The following is a 17,347-nucleotide window of genomic DNA, read 5'->3' as shown; positions in this document are numbered from 1 at the left end:
CAACATGGCGCGTGCGCCACACCGGATCCGGCCAATCCAGCGAATGCGCAGCCAGGGCCGGGCCCCGGCACCATGGCTGCCGGCGCCTTTGCCATCACCGCCGCGCAGGCGCTGCAGCCGGCTGACGGGGTTGGCCAAGCAGGCGGCCACGTATTGTACTCGGCTGCGTATTCGCACTACGCGCGCCGCGTGCTGCAGGCCCGGCCGGATTTGCCGGCCGTCCTGGCCGCCGCGGCCGCCCAGCCGCTGACGCGCGCCTGGATGCAGGCGCGGCTGCAGGCGCTGCACGAGCCCTCGGCCGATGCCGAGGAGTCCGCCAAGCGCACCCTGCGCCGTCTGCGCGCCGAAGTGATGTGCGCGGTGATCGAGCGCGATTTGCGCGGCCTGGCCACGCTGGGCGAGGTCACCGGCGCCATGACCGACCTGGCCGAGCTGGCGATCCAGCATGGCCTGGCGATGCTGGGCGACGACCTGGCCGCCACCTTCGGGCGCCCGGTCGGCGCCCAAAGCGGCGAGGTGCAGGAGCTGGTGGTGGTGGGCATGGGCAAGCTGGGCGGGCGCGAGCTCAATGTCTCGTCCGACATCGACCTGATCTTCCTCTATGACGAGGACGGCGAGACCCAGGGCGGCTCGCGCAGCCTGTCCAACCACGAGTACTTCATTCGTCTCGGCCGCCGCCTGATCAACCTGCTGGCCGAGGTGACCGCCGATGGCTATGTGTTCCGCGTCGACATGCGGCTGCGCCCCAACGGCGATGCCGGCCCGCTCGCGTGCAGCCTGGGCATGCTGGAGGAATACCTGGTGGTGCAGGGGCGCGAGTGGGAGCGCTATGCCTGGATCAAGGGCCGCGTGGTGTCGGCGCTCGACACGCCGCACGCGCAGCGCACCGCCAGCCTGCTGGCGCGGCTGACCACGCCCTTCGTGTTCCGCCGCTACCTGGACTATGGCGTGATCGCCGCTATCCGCTCGCTGCATGCGCAGATCCGCAGCGAGGCCGCCAAGCGCAGCGGGGGGCTGGCGGGGCACGGCGTCAACCAGCGTTCGTTCAATATCAAGCTGGGCCGCGGCGGCATCCGCGAGATCGAATTCATGGCGCAGGTGTTCCAGCTGATCCGCGGCGGCCAGGACCCGGTGCTGCGCGTGCGCCCGACGCTGGAAGTGCTTGCGGTGGCGGTCGAGCGCGGGCTGTTGCCCGCCGGCCAGGCCGAGCAGCTCGGCGATGCCTACCGTTTCCTGCGCCAGCTCGAACACCGGCTGCAGTACCGCGACGACGCCCAGACCCACCACCTTCCGACTTCGCCCGACGAACAGCTGGCGGTGGCGCGGATGATGGGTTGCGCCGACTGGCAGGAACTGCTGGCGCGCCTGGCGGCGCTGCAGGAGCCGGTGGCGCAGCAGTTCGAAGCCACCTTCTCGGATCCCGATGCCGCCCCGTGCGAAGCGCTGTGGCCGGGCATCGTGTTCGACGATAACGCCGCGCAAGCGCAGGACAACCTGGAACAGAAGCAGGACGACGCGGCCTGCGACGATGACGCCGCGCCCTGTCAGCGCCTGCAAGCCGCCGGCTTCACCGACTGCAACGGGCTGCTGGACCGGCTGCGCGCGATCGCCTCGTCGCTGCGCTACCGCGCGCTGTCCGAGTCCAGCCGGGCGCGCTTCGATCAGCTGGTGAACCGCGCGCTTGACCTGGCCGCGCGCCAGGACGACGCCGACAGTACCATCGCGCGCTTTATCGACTTCCTCGAGGCGATCAGCCGCCGCGCTTCTTACCTCTCGTTGCTGTCCGAGTATCCGCAGGCGATGGACCGCGTCGCGCAGACGCTGCATGCCTCGCGCTGGGCCGCGGCCTACCTGACGCGGCACCCGCAGCTGCTGGACGAACTGCTCGACAGCGATGCGCTGGCCGGCGCGCCCGACTGGGCCGCCTTCCGCAAGCGCCTGCATGAGCGGCTGCTGGCCGCCGAGGGCCAGATCGAGCAGCAGATGGACATCCTGCGGCGCGAGCATCATGTCGAGACCTTCCGAGTGCTGCTGCAGGACCTGCAGGGCATGCTGACGGTGGAGCAGGTGGCCGACCGCCTGTCCGACCTGGCCGATGCCATGCTCGAGGCCACGCTGGCAACGGTCTGGCGCCAGCTGGCCACGCGCCACCGCGACACGCCGCGCTTCGCGGTGATCGCCTACGGCCGGCTGGGCGGCAAGGAACTGGGCTATGCCTCGGACCTGGACATCATCTTCCTGTACGACGACGACCATGAGCGCGCGCCCGACGTCTACGCCGCCTATGCGCGCCGGCTGATTACCTGGCTGACCAGCCATACCGCCGCCGGTGCGCTGTTCGACGTCGACACGCGGCTGCGCCCCAACGGCGCGGCCGGCCTGCTGGTGACCAGTTTCGAGGCGTTCCGCCGCTACCAGCTGCGCGAAGGCGACAACACTGCCTGGGTGTGGGAACACCAGGCGCTGACGCGCGCGCGCTTCTGCGCCGGCGACGCCGCCATCGGTGACCGCTTCGAGGCGCTGCGCGGCGAGGTGCTGTGCCAGGAACGCGATGCCGCCGCGCTGCGCAACGAGATCGTGCAGATGCGCCGCAAGGTCGCCGAAGGCCATCCCAACCCGACCGACCTGTTCGACCTGAAGCACGATCGCGGTGGCATGGTCGATATCGAATTCACGGTGCAGTACCTGGTGCTGTTGCACAGCCGGGCGCACCCGCAGCTCACGCGCAATGCGGGCAATATCGCGCTGCTGCGCGAAGCGGGCGAGCTGGGCCTGATCGACGCGACGCTGGCACTGGCGGTGGGCGATGCCTACCGGCTGTTCCGCGCGCGCCAGCACCAGCTGCGGCTCGAGGGGCAGGCGCATGCGCGCGTCGCGCCCGCGTCGGTGGCGCAGCAGACCGGACAGGTGCGCGCGCTGTGGCAGGCCGTGTTCGGTGAGGCCTGACGCGGCAGTTCCGCCGGCACCGGCCGGGGCATCGTGGCCGGGGCTGCTGGCGGCGATCGCGCTGGTGTGGGCGCTGTCGGCCTGGTTCACCTTCATGCCATGGTGGCATGCGCATGGCCTCTACCTGCGCGATGCCGTGCGGCTGGACGGCCAGTGGTGGCGCCTGGCCACTGCCATGTGGGTGCACCTGGATGGACACCACTGGCTGGCCGACGCGCTGGCGGCCACCGGCGTGCTGGCCATCGCCGCGCGCGTGGCGCGTGCGCGCACCCTGTTGCTGGTGCTGGTTGCCTGCGGCATCGGCGTGCAGGTGGTGCTGCTGCGCGCGCCGGCGATTGCATGGTATGGCGGGCTCTCCGGCGCCTTGCACGGGCTGGCCCTGTGGGGCGCGCTCGCGCTGTTGCGGGCATCGGGCCTGGCGCGCGTCACCGGCGTGCTGCTGTGCCTGGGCGTGCTGGCCAAGGTCTGGGTGGAACAGTCGTGGCTGGCGCCGGTGGTGTTCGAACCGGCCTGGGGATTTGGCGTGGTGCGCCTCGCGCACGCGGCCGGCGCCGTGGCCGGCCTGCTGTGCTGGGTCTTGCAGGAGTGGTGGCTGGCGCGGCGCCCGGCCCGCGGCGACGACGCCTGAGCCGGCCGGGCGCCGGGGTTACAGGCGACGCCGCAGCGCGAAGGCCAGCAGGCCGGACAGCGCCAGCAGTATCGCGGTCCAGGGCGCAATGGCGCCGCCGCCGCCACCACCATTGCCCGGTGCCGGCGCAGCCTGCGCCGGTGGCGTGCCCGCGGCGGCCGCCAGTGCGCCGTCGGCATCGAGCAGGCCGGCGCCGCAGACGCCCGGATTGGTGGTGCAATAGGTGCCGGACGGATGCGGGCGTGCCGAAGCCTTCAGCGCCGCGGTGACCTGGGCCGGGGTCAGCGAGCCATTGACCGCGAACATCATGGCCACCACGCCCGAGACCATCGGCGCGGCGAAGCTGGTGCCCGCGGATGACGTCACGACATAGGCACCAACGCTGGTCTTGCCATCGTTGTTCAAGGTGCGGATGACCGAAGGCGTGGTCGTGCACTGCCCATTGACTATCTGCGAGTTGCCGCAACCGCCGCCCGGCGCGCTGATCGCGACCTGCGGGCCGACGTTGGCATAGCTGGCATTCTCGCCGTCGTTGGCATGCGCCGTGACCGCGATCACGCCGCTGCAGTCGCCCGGCGCTTCCACCGCGCCGCGCTCATTGCCGGCGGCGGCCACCACCACCACGCCGCGCGCGTTCAGGTCGTTGACGGCCTGTTGCTCGATGCTGCTGCAGGTGCCGCCGCCGAGGCTGATATTGACCACGCGCGCCGGCGTCGCATTGGCCGGCACGTTGGGTACCGACAAGCCGCCGGCCCAGCGCATGGCGTCGACGGTATCGGACAGCAGCGCGCCGCAGCGGCCCGAGACGCGCACGGGCAGGATGCGCGCGTTCCAGTCGACGCCCGCGATGTCCTGCGCGTTGTTGGTCTGCGCGCCCAGCACGCTCGCCACGCGCGTGCCATGCCAGCTGTTGTTGGTCGCCGTCTGCGTGGGCGTTGAACTGCCCGGGCAGGTGAAGTTGGCCGGGACATTGTCGCCGGCATCAGTGGCATCGGCGTCGCGGCCATCGCCGTCATTGGAAATGGTGCTGCTGCTGATGAAGTCGTAGCCCGGCAACACGCGCGCCGCCAGGTCCGGGTGCGGCAGGATGCCGGTGTCCACCACCGCGATCACCACGCCGCTGCTGCCGCGGCTGCGGTCCCACGCGCGCGGCAGGTTGACGCCGCCCACCGCCGTGCCGGTACCCATCAGGTAAGGCTGGCGCGAGATGAATTCGGGATCGTTGGGCAGGGTGTCGTGCAGCTTGAGCCAGCGGTCGGGCACGGCATCGGCGATGCGCGGATCCTGGCGCAGCCGGGCCGCCGCGGCTTCCGGGTCGGCTGCCAGTGCGTCGGGCACCTGCAGCAGGTGCAGGTTGCCGCCCATGGCGCGGCGCGCCGTGACGGCAATGCCGGTGCGCTCGCTCAGCTGCTTGAGCGCATCCGCGGCGGCTGCGGGCGTCTTGCTGCTGCCATCGCTGGCGGTGCCATTGGCGCCGTCACGCCAGCGCACGATGATCTGGCCAGTGTAGGCGGGTGCGGCATGGACGCCGGCAGCCAGTGCCGCGCTGGCCGGCATCGCGCCGCACACAGCGGCGGCGAAGACGATGGCCCGCCAGCGGCGGGTCAAGGGGCTGCTACGGAAGTCGGACTGCGCGGGTTGCGGCATGTATTCCTCCTGGGGCGTAGCGCGCGAGGGGCTTGTTATGTAGCGAATACGATCCAGCGTGGTTGCGCAAGGGCAACCGAAGGCTTAAGTCCTGTCCTGCATCCGGGCTCAGCTCTGCGGCATGTCGCGGCTGGTGGGAATGTTGCGGTTGGGCTTGAGCACGCGGTCGGGCTCGGCGGTCTCGATGCGGGGCGTGGCGCGCAGGGTCTCGACGGCCTGGTCGATGGTGGCGTCCGCCGACGGCGAGATCGCGGTGACCAGCCAGACGCCGCCGGACATCGGGCGCTTGACCACGTAGCGGATCGGGCCCTTGATCCCGGCCAGCAGCTTGCCGGCATCCTCCGACAGGTTTACCGCGGGCGGCTTGAAGCGCACCATGATGTCGCCCAGGGAACGGTCATCGCTGATGCTGCCCGGCGGCGGGGCCGAGGACTTGGGCTGGGCCTGGCAGGCGGACAGCGCCAGCAGTGCGGCCGATGCGGCGGTGGCGATGGCCAGCACGGCGCGCAGCGATGCGCGCGGGCGTTGCCGGAGGCCGGCTTGCGCTTGGCGGGTCATGGTGAAGCTCCTGTCAGTGTATGGATTGGCGCACGTGCGGGGGCGGCTTTCAGCCGGCGGCGCGGCGGCTGCGCCGGCCATCCTTGCCGCCCGCGCCGCGTGCAGGCTGGCTGCCCTGGCCGCCGGCCATGCCTTGCGCCAGCATTTCTTCCGCATGTTGCAGCGTGGTGGCGGTGACGGTGGCGCCGCCCAGCATGCGAGCGGTCTCGACCACGCGCCCGGCGGGGTCCAGCACCCGGATGCGCGAGCGCGTGACCGAACCGTCGCCCGCATCGGTGGTTTCCTTGCTGACCAGCAGATGGGTGCTGGCCTGCGCCGCCACTTGCGGCAGGTGCGTCACGCACAGCACCTGGCGCGCGCGGCCGAGCTCCTGCAGGCGCCGGCCGACCACTTCGGCCACCGCGCCGCCGATGCCGGTATCGACCTCGTCGAAGATCAGCGTGGGCGTGGGCGAGGCTTCGCTGGTGATCACCGAGATCGCCAGGCTGATGCGCGCCAGTTCGCCGCCCGAGGCCACCCGGGCCAGTGGCCGCGGGCTCACGCCGGCATGGCCGGCGACCAGGAATTCGACCTGCTCCAGTCCATGGCTCTGGCCTTCGTCGAGCGCATTGAGCGCGGCGACAAAGCTGCCGCCGGCCATCGACAGCCCCTGCATGGCGTCGGTGACCGCGGCGGACAACGCCTGCGCGGCCTGCTTGCGGGCGTGGCTGAGATGCTGCGCCAGGGTCAGGTAGGCGGCCTTGGCCGCGGCCTCCCGCGCCATCACCTTGTTCAGGTCCTGCGCGGCCTGCAGGTCGTCCAGCTGCTGGCGGCGGGCCACCAGCTCGTCGGGCAGCTGCTCGGGCGGCAGGCGGTACTTGCGCGCGGTGGCGTGCAGCGCCTGCATGCGTTCGTCCACGGCCTGCAGCCGCTCGGGATCGAGTTCGAGCCGGTCGACATAGCGCGTGAGCGAGTGCGCGGCTTCCTCGGCCTGCATCTGCGCAGGCTCGAGCGCGGCCAGCACGTCGCGCAGCGCGGGATCGACATCGGCAAGCTGCTGCAGCTTGTGCACGATGGTATTCAGCGCCGACAGCACCGAGCCGTCGGCCTCGGACAATGCGTCGAGCGCGGCGCGGCTGCCGTCGATCAGGCCGGCGGCATGCGACAGCCGGTTGTACTCGGACTGGATCTCTTCCCATTCGCCCGGCTGCGGGTTGAGCTTGTCCAGCTCGCCGACCTGCCATTCCAGCCGTTCGCGTTCGAGCTGCATCTCGCGCGACTGGTGTTCCACCGCCTCGCGCTGGCGCACGCAGGCACGCCAGGCGCGCCAGGCCTCGGCCACCGCGCCGGCCTGCTGGGTGAGGCCGGCGTGGGCGTCGAACAGCAGCCGCTGCGCGTCGGGGCGCAGCAGCAGCTGGTGCGCGTGCTGGCCGTGGATGTCGACCAGCTGGTCGCCGACTTCGCGCAGCTGCGCCAGGGTGGCGGCGGCGCCGTTGATAAAGGCCTTGCTGCGGCCGCCGGCATCGACCGTGCGGCGCAGCAGCACGGTATGCACGCCGTCTTCCGCTTCGCCGTTGAGCTCGCGCTCGGCCAGCCAGGCATCCAGTGCCGGGTGGGTCGAGAAGGTGGCGCTGACGCCGGCGCGCGGGGCGCCTTCGCGCACCACGCCGGCATCGGCGCGTTCGCCCAGCACCAGCGCCAGGGCATCGATCAGGATGGATTTGCCGGCGCCGGTCTCGCCGGTGAAGACGGTGAAGCCAGTGGTGAAATCCAGGTCGAGCGTATCGACGATGACGAAATCGCGGATGGACAGGCTGCGCAGCATCGTGGCGTGGAAGGTAGTCGGTCCGATGGGTTCGGGATCAGGCTCAAGGGGCGGCTTGATACTGGCTCAGAGGCGATTGTCTTCGGAAGGATACTCGTGCCAGTGCAGCTTCTTGCGCAGCGTGGCGTAGTAGTTGTAGCCGACCGGGTGCAGCAGGTTGATGGACTTTTCGGAGCGCCGCACCACGATGCGGTCGCCCGGCAGCAGCGAGGTCAGCGACTGCATGTCGAAGTTGACGCTGGCGTCGCGCGCGCTGGCCACCTCGATGGTGACCTCGGCGTCGTGCGGCAGCACGATCGGGCGGTTGGACAGCGCGTGCGGGGCGATCGGCACCAGCACCACACCCGAAAGCGTCGGGTGCAGGATCGGTCCGCCGGCGGACAGCGCGTAGGCGGTGGACCCGGTGGTGGTCGACACGATCAGGCCGTCCGAGCGCTGGTTGTACATGAAGTGGCCGTCCACCGACACCGCCAGCTCGACCATGCCGGAGATGCCCGAGCGGTTCACCACCACGTCGTTCAGGGCCAGCGCGGAGAAGATGTCCATGTCGTCGCGCACCACGCGCGATTCCAGCAGCAGGCGGGTCTCGGCCTCATACCGGCCGTCGAGCATGTCGGGCAGCACGGTGTGCGCGTCTTCCAGCGCGATGTCGGTCATGAAGCCCAGCCGCCCGTGGTTGACGCCGATCAATGGCACGTCATAGCCGGCGAGCTGGCGGGCGATGCCCAGCAGCGTGCCGTCGCCGCCCAGCACCACGGCCACGTCGGCCTGCCGGCCGATCTCCTCGGCGGACAGGGCAGGGTAGCCGGTCAGCCCGGTGGCCAGCGCGGTTTCGCGCTCGAACACCACGTCCTGCCCGTTGCGCAGGATATAAGAGGCGATCTCCTCCAGCGGCCCTTCGATGCCGGCAGTGGAGTACCGGCCCACCAGGGCGACGGTCTTGAACGAAGTGCGCACGGCGCTGGCTTTCGGGGGGGCGGACATGCGTGGATTAGACCATACCGCCATGACGGTTGTCAGCAGGCGCGGGCGGGCGGCCCAGGCCGCCCGCCAGAAGGTCCAAAACTTGCGTAAAATCGGGGCATCATGGATGAACGCTCCAAAACGCTGCTCAAGACTCTGATCGAGCGCTATATTGCCGAAGGGCAGCCGGTCGGTTCCCGCACCCTGTCGAAGTACTCGGGGCTGGACCTGTCGCCTGCGACGATTCGCAATGTGATGTCCGATCTGGAGGAAATGGGCTTTATTGCCAGCCCGCACACCTCCGCGGGCCGTATCCCGACCCCGCGCGGCTACCGGCTGTTCGTCGATTCGATGCTGACGGCCAAGCCGCTGGAGCGCAACGCCGACCTGGCCGAGCTGACCGGCCAGATCCAGGACCAGCTCGGCGGCCAGCAGCTGGGGCCGCAGCGCATGATCACGGCGGCGGCGCGCACGCTGTCCAACCTGTCGCACTTCGCCGGCGTGGTGATGACGCCGCGCCGCGCGCAGGCGTTCCGGCAGATCGAATTCATGCGGCTGTCGGACAAGCGCATCCTGCTGATCATCGTCAGCCCCGAGGGCGACGTGCAGAACCGCATCATCCAGACCGAGCTGTCATACACGCCGGCCCAGCTGATCGAGGCGGCCAACTTCTTCAACTCGCACTATGCCGGCATGAGCTTCGACACGGTGCGCGGCCACCTGCGGGTGGAACTGCAGGACCTGCGCCGCGACATGTCGCAGCTGATGCAGGCCGCGGTCGAGGCCGGCAGCGTCGCCGAGGACGAGGACGACGACCACGTCTTTATCAGCGGCGAGCGCAAGCTGCTGGAAGTGGAAGACCTGGCCTCCAGCATGGACAAGCTGCGGCGCCTCTTCGACGTGTTCGAGCACAAGACCAGCCTGCTGCAGCTGCTGGACGTGTCCAGTCATGCGCAGGGCGTGCAGATCTTTATCGGCGGCGAAAGCCGGCTGGTGCCGATCGAAGACATGGCGGTCATCACCGCCCCGTATGAGGTTGACGGCCAGATCGTCGGCACGCTCGGCGTGATCGGCCCCACGCGCATGGCGTACGAGCGCGTGATTCCCATCGTCGACATCACCGCGCGCTTGCTGTCCAGCGCCCTGAGCCAGAACTAGTGCAAAGACTGGCTGGTCTGACAAGCGGCTCCATTCCTACCGAGCGCGGCAATCGCCGGTGCGCCGCACCGGCGCCATCCCGGCACCGTGCCAACCCGGAAGCGACATGACGTTTTCTCCCGAACCGGCCTACCAGCACGGCCACGCGCCGCGCACGGCGATCCTGCTGGTCAACCTGGGCACCCCGGACGCACCCACGCCCAAGGCGGTGGGGCGCTACCTGAAGGAATTCCTGTCCGACCCGCGCGTGGTCGAGATCCCGCGCGCGGCCTGGCTGCCGCTGCTGCATGGGGTGATCCTGCCGCTGCGTTCGCGCGCCTCGGCGCTGAAGTACGAATCGATCTGGCTGCGCGAGGCCCATATGACGGGCTCGCCGCTGCTGGTCTACAGCGAGCGCCAGGCCCATGCGCTGCAGCGGCTGCTGAACCAGCACGGCTATGAAGTGACGGTCGCGTGCGCAATGCGCTACGGCAACCCGTCGATCGCCTCGGTGCTGGAGGCGCTGCGCCGGCAGGGCTGCGAGCAGGTGCTGGTGCTGCCGATGTATCCGCAGTACTCGGGCACCACCACGGCAACGGCCTTCGACGAGGTGTTCCGGGTGCTGGGCCAGTGGCGCAACCAGCCCGAGCTGCGGCTGGTCAAGCATTTCCATGACCACCCGGCCTATATCGCGGCGCTGCAACAGCAGGTCGGCGCCTATTGGGCGCGGCACGGCATGCCGGACTTTGCCCGCGGCGACAAGCTGATCCTGTCGTTCCACGGCGTGCCGCGGCGCACGCTGGAACTGGGCGATCCCTATCACTGCGAATGCCTGAAGACCGGCCGGCTGCTGGGCGAGGCGCTGGGCCTGCAGGCGGGTCAGTATCAGGTGACGTTCCAGTCTCGTTTTGGCAAGGCGGAATGGCTGCAGCCGTACACCGCGCCGACGCTGGCCGAGCTGGGCAAGGTCGGCGCGGGCCGGGTCGACGTCTTCTGCCCGGGCTTTCCGGCCGACTGCATCGAGACCCTGGAGGAAATCGCCATGGAAGGGCAGACCGAGTTCAAGGTCGCGGGCGGCAAGGATTTCCACTTCATCCCGTGCCTGAATGATGCCGATCCGTGGGTCGCGGCCATGGCCGAGATCGCGCTGCAGCATCTGCAGGGCTGGCCGCTGGCCACGCCGCATCCGCACGAACTGGAAGCACGGCGCACGCGCGCCCAGACCCGGGGAGCGGCGGCATGAACGTCGACTTTGAGCCGGATGCGCGCCAGCGCATCGACAAATGGCTGTGGTGCGCGCGCTTCTTCAAGACGCGCTCGCTGGCGGCCGAAGCGGTGGAGCGCGGCAAGGTGACCGTCAACGGCCAGCCATGCAAGAACTCGCGCGAGGTGAAGCCCGGCGACATGGTGGTGCTGGAAGCGCACCAGCAGCGCTGGGAACTGGTGGTGAAGGGCATCGCCCCGGCGCGCGGGCCGGCGCCGGTGGCGCAGACGCTGTACGAGGAAAGTGCCGAAAGCCAGTCCCGCCGGCTGGCCGATGCCGAACGCCGGCGCCTGCAGCCGGAGCCGTCCGCGCAGATCCAGGGGCGTCCGACCAAGCGGGACCGGCGCCGCATCGACCACCTGAAGAGCTGAAATGACAACGCGGCGGCACCGGGAAGCTCCGGCGCCGCCGCGCAGTGGGCACAGGGTCAGGTGGCGCTTATTCCTGCGTGACTTCCTGACTGACGATAGGGACGATGTAGTGCTTGAACACAGCCTTGCCGCTGCCATACTCCGTATCGCGCGGGGTGAATGCGCCGGAAAGGCAGATAAAGACGGTCATGACCGCCAAGGCGGCCACAAGGCAGAGCGTCACGACTGGCAGCTTATGCATGGCCAACCTTACGGAAGAGGCACAAAGGTGAACCATCTCCAGGACCCCCGACATTTTTGTCATTTTTCTTACTAAGAATCTTAGTGAGTGCGATGCAGCAAAGCAATAAGGCGTCGATTGCATATGGGTGGCCTTTGTAACCGTGTGTTTCCGCGTCACGCCAGCGCCACTCTTGAAAACCTGCGCCTTGCCACCACCTGCACGGAACACGCGCCGATTTACCACCCGCGGCCAGGCCCACGGCGGGCCGCGACAATGCATTGATACGGATCGACATGGAAGAACAGAAGCAGACGCCAACCACCCAGACGCCTACGCCCGCGGGCGAAGAGGCGGCCAACGCCAGCCAGGAAACCGGTGCGCCGGAAGCCGCTGCCGTGGATGACGTGGCGGCCCAGCTGGCCGCCCTGGAAGCCAAGGCGCGCGAGCATTACGACCTGTATATGCGCGCCGTTGCCGAAGGCGAGAACATCCGCCGCCGGGCGCAGGACGATGTCGCCAAGGCGCACAAGTTCGCCATCGAGAACTTCGCCGACAACCTGCTGCCGGTGATGGACAGCCTGCAGGCCGCGCTGGCCGACGGCTCGGGCGATATCGCCAAGCTGCGCGAAGGCGTCGAGCTGACCGCGCGCCAGCTGGCGGCCGCCTTTGAGCGCGGCAAGATCGTTGAACTCAACCCGGTGGGCGAGAAATTCGACCCGCATCGCCACCAGGCCATCTCGATGGTGCCGGCGGACCAGGAACCCAATACCGTGGTGACCGTGCTCCAGCGCGGCTACACCATTGCCGAGCGCGTGCTGCGGCCGGCGCTGGTGACGGTGGCGGCACCGAAGTAAGGCGGCCCGGGACGGCGGCGTGCCGTCCTCGATTGCGACCTGACGCCCGGTGCCGGCTGGCCCGGGCGTTTGTCATTCTGGAGCGAGCATGACCACTGAACCAGGCGCCGGCTCGGCGCAGCCGTCCCCAGCCCCCCACCCCGACCACCGCGCCTTCGAGGCATTCGGCATGCGCGAGGTCGATGACGGCAGCATCGACGCCGCCATAGCCGGGGCCGGCGATGCGCTGGTGTGCGTGTTCTTCTGGGGGGAGGACTGCTTCAACTGCGAGATGGCCAAGAAGGCCATGCTGGCCAACCCCGAACCGGTCCGAGCGCTGGCACTGCACTGGCTGCACGCCAACGTCTACGCGCATCCCGGGCTGGGCCGGCGCTTTGGCCTGCATGGCATCCCGGTGTTCATGTTCTTCCAGAACGGCAAGAAGCTGGGCCGCGCCACCGGCTGGCATGGCCACGGCCAGTTTGCCGGCGCGGTGGCCAATGCGCGGCTCAAGGCCAGCGGCAAGCCGCTGGCCGGCTGAGCGGTCTGGCCGTTCAGCGGGTTCAGCGGGTTCAGCGGGACAGCGCGTAGCCGATGCGGAACTGCCACGGCAGCTTGTGGTTGTAGTCCAGCAGGCTCTCGCCATAGCCGACGAAGTAGCCCGCCATCAGGTAGCCCGCGGTGCCGGGGATCAGCCGCGCCATCGGGTAGGTCAGCTGGGCGTCGACGCTGCCGTACCACTTGCGCGTGCCCTTGCGCAGCGTGGCGGAGAACTCCCATGAGTCCGGGCGCCCATAGGCAATGCCCAGGTCCATGAAGCCGCGGTAGTGGGCGATGTCGGGGTTGTCGCCCTTTTCCACATAGGCATAGAGCTTGGGCGCGACGCGCCAGTGCCAGTCGTTCTGGTCGCCGAAGTAGAAGGTCGGCTTGACGAAGACCGTATTGATGCTGCGCGATTCGTCGCCGCTGCGGCCATTGGATTCATGCTCCAGGCCGGCCGCCAGCGACAGCCGGCTGATGACGTTGTTGCGCACGCCGGTATCCGACAGGTAATAGAACAGGCTGGGCCGGTAGTTGGTGTCGCGGAACGGCTTGGACTGCTCGGACAGGTCCCACAGCGAAAACTGCGTGTAGCCCACGTACAGGTTGTCGAACAGGCGCTTCGACGCCGGGTCCTCGCCCTGAAACAGGCGGTACTTGAAGCTCAGCTGGAACTTGGCGTTGGCGCCGCCATGCGCGCCGACCATGAAATACATCGGGTCATGGAACGACAGCCGGGCGCTGTCGCGCAGGTCGGCTGGCGCGGGTGCGGCGGCGCCCGCCGTGGTGACCGGGGAGACCGGCACGGCTGCGGTAGCGGTCGCCGGCTCTGCGGCGTCGGTGGCCGGCTCGGTGCCGTTCGCTGCCGGCGCCTTGCTGGCAACCGGCGGCGCTGCGGTGGCGGGTTCACCGGGCCGCGGCTGGCGGTTCAGCGTCACCAGTACTGGCGCGGCGTCGATGCCGGTGGCATCCAGCCGCACCTGGCCGCGCAGAGCCGGGGGCAGCGCCACCGTGTAGCGGATCGCGCGGTGCTCGCCGCGGCGCAGGTTGACCACGGCCGGGCCCGAGACTTCGCGCCACAGCACCAGCCGCACCGGCGCCTGCAGGTCGCCCGAGGCGGTCACTTCGAGCGTGTCGGGAATACGGTAGCGGCGCGTGGCGTCGTCGGCGCTGACCACCAGCGTCAGCGTCAGCGGCTGGTTGCCGTCGATCACGCGCGGCGGCTGCAGCAGCGCCACCCCGGCGTGGCCGGCCAGCGGCCAGGCCAGCATCAGCGACAGGCAGAGCGGGGCAACGGCGCGGCCGGCGGGCGCGAGCCGGCGCCGGCAGGGGAGGGCAATACGGGGCATGGCTTGCGGGCACCGCGCCGCCATGTGACGGCAACGCGGCTAGGGAAAATGCAGACCCGCAAAGCCTACCACGCACCCATCGGAGGGTTGTGACGAATTGTACGCTGCACTTGATGCGTGAGGCGTACCGGACTTAGCGGTTGGCGCGGCGCTTCACGCAATCGACGTAGTGGTCGCCGTCGGGCGGCTGGCCGGTGCGTTGTGCCTGCCACAGCATTTCGCCCAGGCATTCCATCACCTGGTGCTGCGCTTCGTGCGGAGAGTCCAGCCGGCGCGCCAGTGCCTCGTAGGCCTGGCGGATGCCGCGCGGCTGGTCGACCGAAACCTGCTCGGAGATCGACAGGTGCATCGACAGGTGCAGGAAGGGGTTGGTCTGGCCTTGCTCGGGAGTGTAGTCCTGCGACAGCGCACCTTCGGTGTCGCGCAGCAGGCCGTGGTACTCGGGGTGCTCGCCGATCCAGTCGACGGCGATGGCTTCCAGCGGGGTCAGCACGCCGCCTGTGAGCTGCTTCTGCCAGGCATCGCAGAAGAACCGGCGGACTTCTTCTCGGGAGGGATTAAACATGGTGGCGACATTGTAAACGAGGGTCGCGGCCCGCGCTGGCGGCCCCGCTTGTTGCAAGCGGCGCCAAAGTAGAATGCGGGATCGCCGACTTCCCGCCCGCCCGATGACCGCTTCCGCCCAAACCGCCCCGGACCACGCCCGCGACAAGCTGGCCGGCGTGCTGCTGATCGCGCTGTCGGCGAGCGCCTTTGGCGCCATGGCGATCTTCGCGCGCTTTGCCTACGCGGCCGGCGCGGATGTCTACGGGCTGCTGCTGGTGCGCTTCGTGCTGGCGGCCGCGGCATTGGCCTGGGTGATGCGCACGCGCGGCATCGCCTTGCCGCCGTGGCGCCGCGTGCTGGCGCTGGCGGCGATGGGAGGCATCGGCTATGTCGGCCAGTCGTTCTGCTTCTTCAGCGCGCTCAACCATGCGCAGGCCAGCCTGGTGGCGCTGCTGCTGTACCTGTATCCGCTGTTCGTGACGATCCTGGCGGCGGTCTTCCTGAAGGAGCGGCTGACCACTGCCGCGGTGATCGCGCTGGTGTTGTGTTCGGTGGGCGCCGGCCTGACCGTCGGCGGCGGCGAGGGCTCGCCGCTGGGGATCGCGCTGGGGCTGGCGGCGGCGGTGATCTATTCGGTCTATATCATCGTCGGCGCGCGCGTGACCGCCGGCGTCAACCCGATCGCCACCACCACGGTGATCTGCACCGCGGCGGCGCTGGTCTACGGTGCCGTCGGCCTGCTGCGGATGGGGGCGGGCGCGCCGCCGCAGTTCCCGGCCACTGCCGGCGGCTGGCTGGCGCTGGCGGCCATCGCGCTGCTGTCGACGGTGCTGGCGATCCTGACCTTCTTCGCCGGCCTGCAGCGGCTGGGCGCGGCGCAGGCGTCGATGCTGTCGACGCTGGAGCCGGTGGTCACGGTGCTGCTGGCGGCGCTGCTGCTGGGCGAGCATATCGGCGCGGCGCAGGCAGTTGGCGGCGGGCTGATCCTGGCCGGCGTGCTGTGGCTGACCCGCCGGGGCAGTGCGCCGGCGCCGGCCCGCGCCGATATGCAAGGGAATTGAACGGGTTGCTCAAAGGCGCTGTCGTGGAGCGCACAAAGCGTTGGGTACAATCGCTCCTTCTCTTAAATCTCGTACAGGAAAGAAGCGCATGTCCCAGATCGACAACGCCGCGCTGGCGCAGCTGTTCACCGAAGCCCGCACGCACAACGTGTGGCAGGACCGCCACGTGGACGACGCCGTGCTGCACCAGATCTATGATGCGATGAAGTTCGGCCCGACCGCTGCCAACAGCAGCCCGGCGCGCATCGTGTTCGTCAAGAGCGCTGCCGAGAAGGCGCGCCTGGTGGACTGCGTGTCGGCCGGCAACGTCGACAAGACCCGTTCGGCGCCGGTGACGGCCATCATCGCCTTCGACACCGCCTTCCACGACCAGCTGCCCAAGCTGTTCCCGCATGCCGACGCCCGTTCCTGGTATGCCGGCAACGACGAGAAGATCGCCCGCGACGCGCTGATGAACAGCTCGCTGCAAGGCGGCTACTTCATCCTGGCGGCGCGCGCGCTGGGCCTGGACTGCGGCCCGATGGGCGGCTTCGATGCCGACAAGGTCAACGCGGCCTTCTTCCCCGACGGCAAGTGGCAGGTCAACTTCCTGTGCAACCTGGGCTACGGTGAGGCCGACAAGCTGTTCCCGCGCGGCCCGCGCCTGTCGTTCGACGAAGCCTGCCGCATCGTCTGAACGCGCTGCGCACCAACGGTGCCAGAACAAAAAAAAAAGCGACCCGCCGTGGTCGCTTTTTTTGTCTGGCTTCAGGCCGTCCATTCCTGCACGGGATTGCAGGCCAGGTAGCGCTGGGGTTCGGCAATGCCAAGCCGCGCGCGGGCCGCGTCGATGGGTTCGTGCAGCAGTTTCTCGTAGTCCTCGCCCAACAGCCATCGGGCGCGCCGGCCCAGCCGGTAGCCCTCCAGCACGGCCCGCGCAAAGGCCAGGCTGCCGCTCACGCGCAGGCTCTTCAGCGACGCCGCGATGGCGATGAAGGCCCAGCCCTTGCCGCCGGTCTGCGCGTAGCTGAATGCCACCAGTGCGGCTTCGCCAAGGGTTTCATCGGCCCGGTAGCCGGTGAGCACATGCCAGATGTCGTGGATGTCGCGGGTACGCCGGCCGAACCACATGTAGGCGTCCTCGACCACCGGTTCCTGGTCCAGGTTCGAGACCTTGGCCAGCCCGTCAGCGCTGTAGCCAGTCTGTTCCAGGAACGCGCGATAAGCCGCGCCCACCGTGCCCGGTGCGAACCTGGCCACGTAGGCGGGATCGGACAGACGCTCCGCCAGCTCGATGTGCTGGTAGACCATGCGCCGCCCGTCGGGCGTGCTCAGCAGGCGGTTGAAGTTGCGCGGCATGGACGGCCCGTTGAGCGCGCGCATGATGCGGAACACCTGCTCCGTGTCGTTGCCATTCGCCATCAGCTTGCGAACGGCCTGGAACGCGGTGAAGACATCCTGCTTGTAGGGGTTGGAACCGGTGGTGGTAGCCATGGGC

17 protein-coding genes are annotated in these 17,347 nt (G+C 69.3%); 9 read left to right on the top strand and 8 right to left on the bottom strand.

The window, feature by feature from the left end; translation table 11 throughout:
- Positions 1 to 72 precede the first annotated feature (72 nt).
- Complete coding sequence (gene glnE / locus AC07UK_RS23455) at positions 73 to 2,946, top strand: bifunctional [glutamate--ammonia ligase]-adenylyl-L-tyrosine phosphorylase/[glutamate--ammonia-ligase] adenylyltransferase (protein ID WP_494686342.1); 2,874 nt, start codon at positions 73 to 75, stop codon at positions 2,944 to 2,946.
- Complete coding sequence (gene rrtA, locus AC07UK_RS23450) at positions 2,936 to 3,574, top strand: rhombosortase (protein WP_436221185.1); 639 nt, start codon at positions 2,936 to 2,938, stop codon at positions 3,572 to 3,574. The genes glnE and rrtA overlap by 11 nt, the downstream gene beginning before the upstream one ends.
- An 18-nt stretch (positions 3,575 to 3,592) precedes the next feature.
- Here the strand turns inward: rrtA and mprA are convergent, their stop codons facing one another.
- The 4 genes from mprA to AC07UK_RS23430 form a co-directional block, all read right to left on the bottom strand.
- Positions 3,593 to 5,221, bottom strand: a complete 1,629-nt coding sequence (gene mprA, locus AC07UK_RS23445) for an MprA protease, GlyGly-CTERM protein-sorting domain-containing form (RefSeq protein ID WP_494686327.1) — start codon at positions 5,219 to 5,221, stop codon at positions 3,593 to 3,595.
- Between the two features lie 108 nt (positions 5,222 to 5,329).
- The gene (locus AC07UK_RS23440; protein WP_011614896.1) at positions 5,330 to 5,779 is read right to left on the bottom strand and encodes a hypothetical protein; all 450 of its coding nucleotides are present in this window, start codon (positions 5,777 to 5,779) and stop codon (positions 5,330 to 5,332) included.
- 49 nt (positions 5,780 to 5,828) lie between these two features.
- A complete protein-coding gene (gene recN, locus AC07UK_RS23435) occupies positions 5,829 to 7,583 on the bottom strand; it encodes a DNA repair protein RecN (protein WP_494686326.1) in 1,755 nt (584 codons plus the stop codon).
- 66 nt (positions 7,584 to 7,649) lie between these two features.
- Positions 7,650 to 8,567: an NAD kinase gene (locus tag AC07UK_RS23430; protein ID WP_013956090.1), complete on the bottom strand. Its 918-nt coding sequence runs from the start codon at positions 8,565 to 8,567 to the stop codon at positions 7,650 to 7,652.
- Between the two features lie 102 nt (positions 8,568 to 8,669).
- Between AC07UK_RS23430 and hrcA the strand changes: the two genes are divergently transcribed.
- From hrcA to AC07UK_RS23415, 3 genes are all read left to right on the top strand, one after another.
- Positions 8,670 to 9,704, top strand: coding sequence for a heat-inducible transcriptional repressor HrcA (gene hrcA / locus AC07UK_RS23425; RefSeq protein WP_013956091.1), 1,035 nt, complete (start codon positions 8,670 to 8,672; stop codon positions 9,702 to 9,704).
- Positions 9,705 to 9,810: 106 nt separating this feature from the next.
- Complete coding sequence (hemH, locus tag AC07UK_RS23420) at positions 9,811 to 10,926, top strand: ferrochelatase (protein ID WP_494686325.1); 1,116 nt, start codon at positions 9,811 to 9,813, stop codon at positions 10,924 to 10,926.
- A complete protein-coding gene (locus tag AC07UK_RS23415; RefSeq protein WP_494686324.1) occupies positions 10,923 to 11,318 on the top strand; it encodes an RNA-binding S4 domain-containing protein in 396 nt (131 codons plus the stop codon). Before hemH ends, AC07UK_RS23415 begins: the two co-directional genes overlap by 4 nt.
- Before the next feature lie 67 nt (positions 11,319 to 11,385).
- Here AC07UK_RS23415 and AC07UK_RS23410 read toward each other — a convergent pair whose 3' ends face one another.
- A complete protein-coding gene (locus tag AC07UK_RS23410) occupies positions 11,386 to 11,559 on the bottom strand; it encodes a hypothetical protein (protein ID WP_010809048.1) in 174 nt (57 codons plus the stop codon).
- 275 nt (positions 11,560 to 11,834) lie between these two features.
- Between AC07UK_RS23410 and grpE the strand changes: the two genes are divergently transcribed.
- Both grpE and AC07UK_RS23400 read left to right on the top strand, forming a co-directional pair.
- A complete protein-coding gene (grpE, locus tag AC07UK_RS23405; RefSeq protein WP_436221190.1) occupies positions 11,835 to 12,395 on the top strand; it encodes a nucleotide exchange factor GrpE in 561 nt (186 codons plus the stop codon).
- An 88-nt stretch (positions 12,396 to 12,483) separates the two neighbouring features.
- Entirely contained in the window at positions 12,484 to 12,915 is a 432-nt protein-coding gene (locus AC07UK_RS23400) for a thioredoxin family protein (protein WP_494686323.1), read from the top strand.
- A gap of 31 nt (positions 12,916 to 12,946) precedes the next feature.
- On the opposite strand, the gene AC07UK_RS23395 is transcribed toward AC07UK_RS23400, so the two are convergent.
- Both AC07UK_RS23395 and AC07UK_RS23390 read right to left on the bottom strand, forming a co-directional pair.
- The gene (locus tag AC07UK_RS23395; RefSeq protein ID WP_494686322.1) at positions 12,947 to 14,263 is read right to left on the bottom strand and encodes a phospholipase A; all 1,317 of its coding nucleotides are present in this window, start codon (positions 14,261 to 14,263) and stop codon (positions 12,947 to 12,949) included.
- A gap of 133 nt (positions 14,264 to 14,396) precedes the next feature.
- Positions 14,397 to 14,828, bottom strand: a complete 432-nt coding sequence (locus tag AC07UK_RS23390; RefSeq protein ID WP_010809044.1) for a DUF1841 family protein — start codon at positions 14,826 to 14,828, stop codon at positions 14,397 to 14,399.
- A 103-nt stretch (positions 14,829 to 14,931) separates the two neighbouring features.
- Here AC07UK_RS23390 and AC07UK_RS23385 point away from each other — a divergent pair, with 103 nt between their 5' ends.
- Positions 14,932 to 15,870: a DMT family transporter gene (locus tag AC07UK_RS23385; protein WP_494686321.1), complete on the top strand. Its 939-nt coding sequence runs from the start codon at positions 14,932 to 14,934 to the stop codon at positions 15,868 to 15,870.
- An 88-nt stretch (positions 15,871 to 15,958) separates the two neighbouring features.
- Complete coding sequence (locus AC07UK_RS23380; protein WP_436221193.1) at positions 15,959 to 16,546, top strand: malonic semialdehyde reductase; 588 nt, start codon at positions 15,959 to 15,961, stop codon at positions 16,544 to 16,546.
- Positions 16,547 to 16,617: 71 nt separating this feature from the next.
- On the opposite strand, the gene AC07UK_RS23375 is transcribed toward AC07UK_RS23380, so the two are convergent.
- Positions 16,618 to 17,343: a Coq4 family protein gene (locus AC07UK_RS23375; RefSeq protein ID WP_494686320.1), complete on the bottom strand. Its 726-nt coding sequence runs from the start codon at positions 17,341 to 17,343 to the stop codon at positions 16,618 to 16,620.
- Positions 17,344 to 17,347: the final 4 nt, after the last annotated feature.

Source organism: Cupriavidus sp. GW821-FHT07C08 (assembly GCF_059419025.1).
Note: the sequence above shows the minus strand (reverse complement) of the source record. Positions and strands in the feature narration are given on the sequence as shown.

What these genes read in the sequence shown, in the direction of transcription:
- glnE (WP_494686342.1), top strand. Translation starts at nt 73, where the DNA reads ATGGCTGCCGGCGCCTTTGCCATCACCGCCGCGCAGGCGCTGCAGCCG.
- mprA (WP_494686327.1), bottom strand. Translation starts at nt 5,221, where the DNA reads ATGCCGCAACCCGCGCAGTCCGACTTCCGTAGCAGCCCCTTGACCCGC.
- AC07UK_RS23440 (WP_011614896.1), bottom strand. Translation starts at nt 5,779, where the DNA reads ATGACCCGCCAAGCGCAAGCCGGCCTCCGGCAACGCCCGCGCGCATCG.
- recN (WP_494686326.1), bottom strand. Translation starts at nt 7,583, where the DNA reads ATGCTGCGCAGCCTGTCCATCCGCGATTTCGTCATCGTCGATACGCTC.
- AC07UK_RS23430 (WP_013956090.1), bottom strand. Translation starts at nt 8,567, where the DNA reads ATGTCCGCCCCCCCGAAAGCCAGCGCCGTGCGCACTTCGTTCAAGACC.
- hrcA (WP_013956091.1), top strand. Translation starts at nt 8,670, where the DNA reads ATGGATGAACGCTCCAAAACGCTGCTCAAGACTCTGATCGAGCGCTAT.
- hemH (WP_494686325.1), top strand. Translation starts at nt 9,811, where the DNA reads ATGACGTTTTCTCCCGAACCGGCCTACCAGCACGGCCACGCGCCGCGC.
- AC07UK_RS23415 (WP_494686324.1), top strand. Translation starts at nt 10,923, where the DNA reads ATGAACGTCGACTTTGAGCCGGATGCGCGCCAGCGCATCGACAAATGG.
- AC07UK_RS23410 (WP_010809048.1), bottom strand. Translation starts at nt 11,559, where the DNA reads ATGCATAAGCTGCCAGTCGTGACGCTCTGCCTTGTGGCCGCCTTGGCG.
- grpE (WP_436221190.1), top strand. Translation starts at nt 11,835, where the DNA reads ATGGAAGAACAGAAGCAGACGCCAACCACCCAGACGCCTACGCCCGCG.
- AC07UK_RS23400 (WP_494686323.1), top strand. Translation starts at nt 12,484, where the DNA reads ATGACCACTGAACCAGGCGCCGGCTCGGCGCAGCCGTCCCCAGCCCCC.
- AC07UK_RS23395 (WP_494686322.1), bottom strand. Translation starts at nt 14,263, where the DNA reads ATGCCCCGTATTGCCCTCCCCTGCCGGCGCCGGCTCGCGCCCGCCGGC.
- AC07UK_RS23390 (WP_010809044.1), bottom strand. Translation starts at nt 14,828, where the DNA reads ATGTTTAATCCCTCCCGAGAAGAAGTCCGCCGGTTCTTCTGCGATGCC.
- AC07UK_RS23385 (WP_494686321.1), top strand. Translation starts at nt 14,932, where the DNA reads ATGACCGCTTCCGCCCAAACCGCCCCGGACCACGCCCGCGACAAGCTG.
- AC07UK_RS23380 (WP_436221193.1), top strand. Translation starts at nt 15,959, where the DNA reads ATGTCCCAGATCGACAACGCCGCGCTGGCGCAGCTGTTCACCGAAGCC.
- AC07UK_RS23375 (WP_494686320.1), bottom strand. Translation starts at nt 17,343, where the DNA reads ATGGCTACCACCACCGGTTCCAACCCCTACAAGCAGGATGTCTTCACC.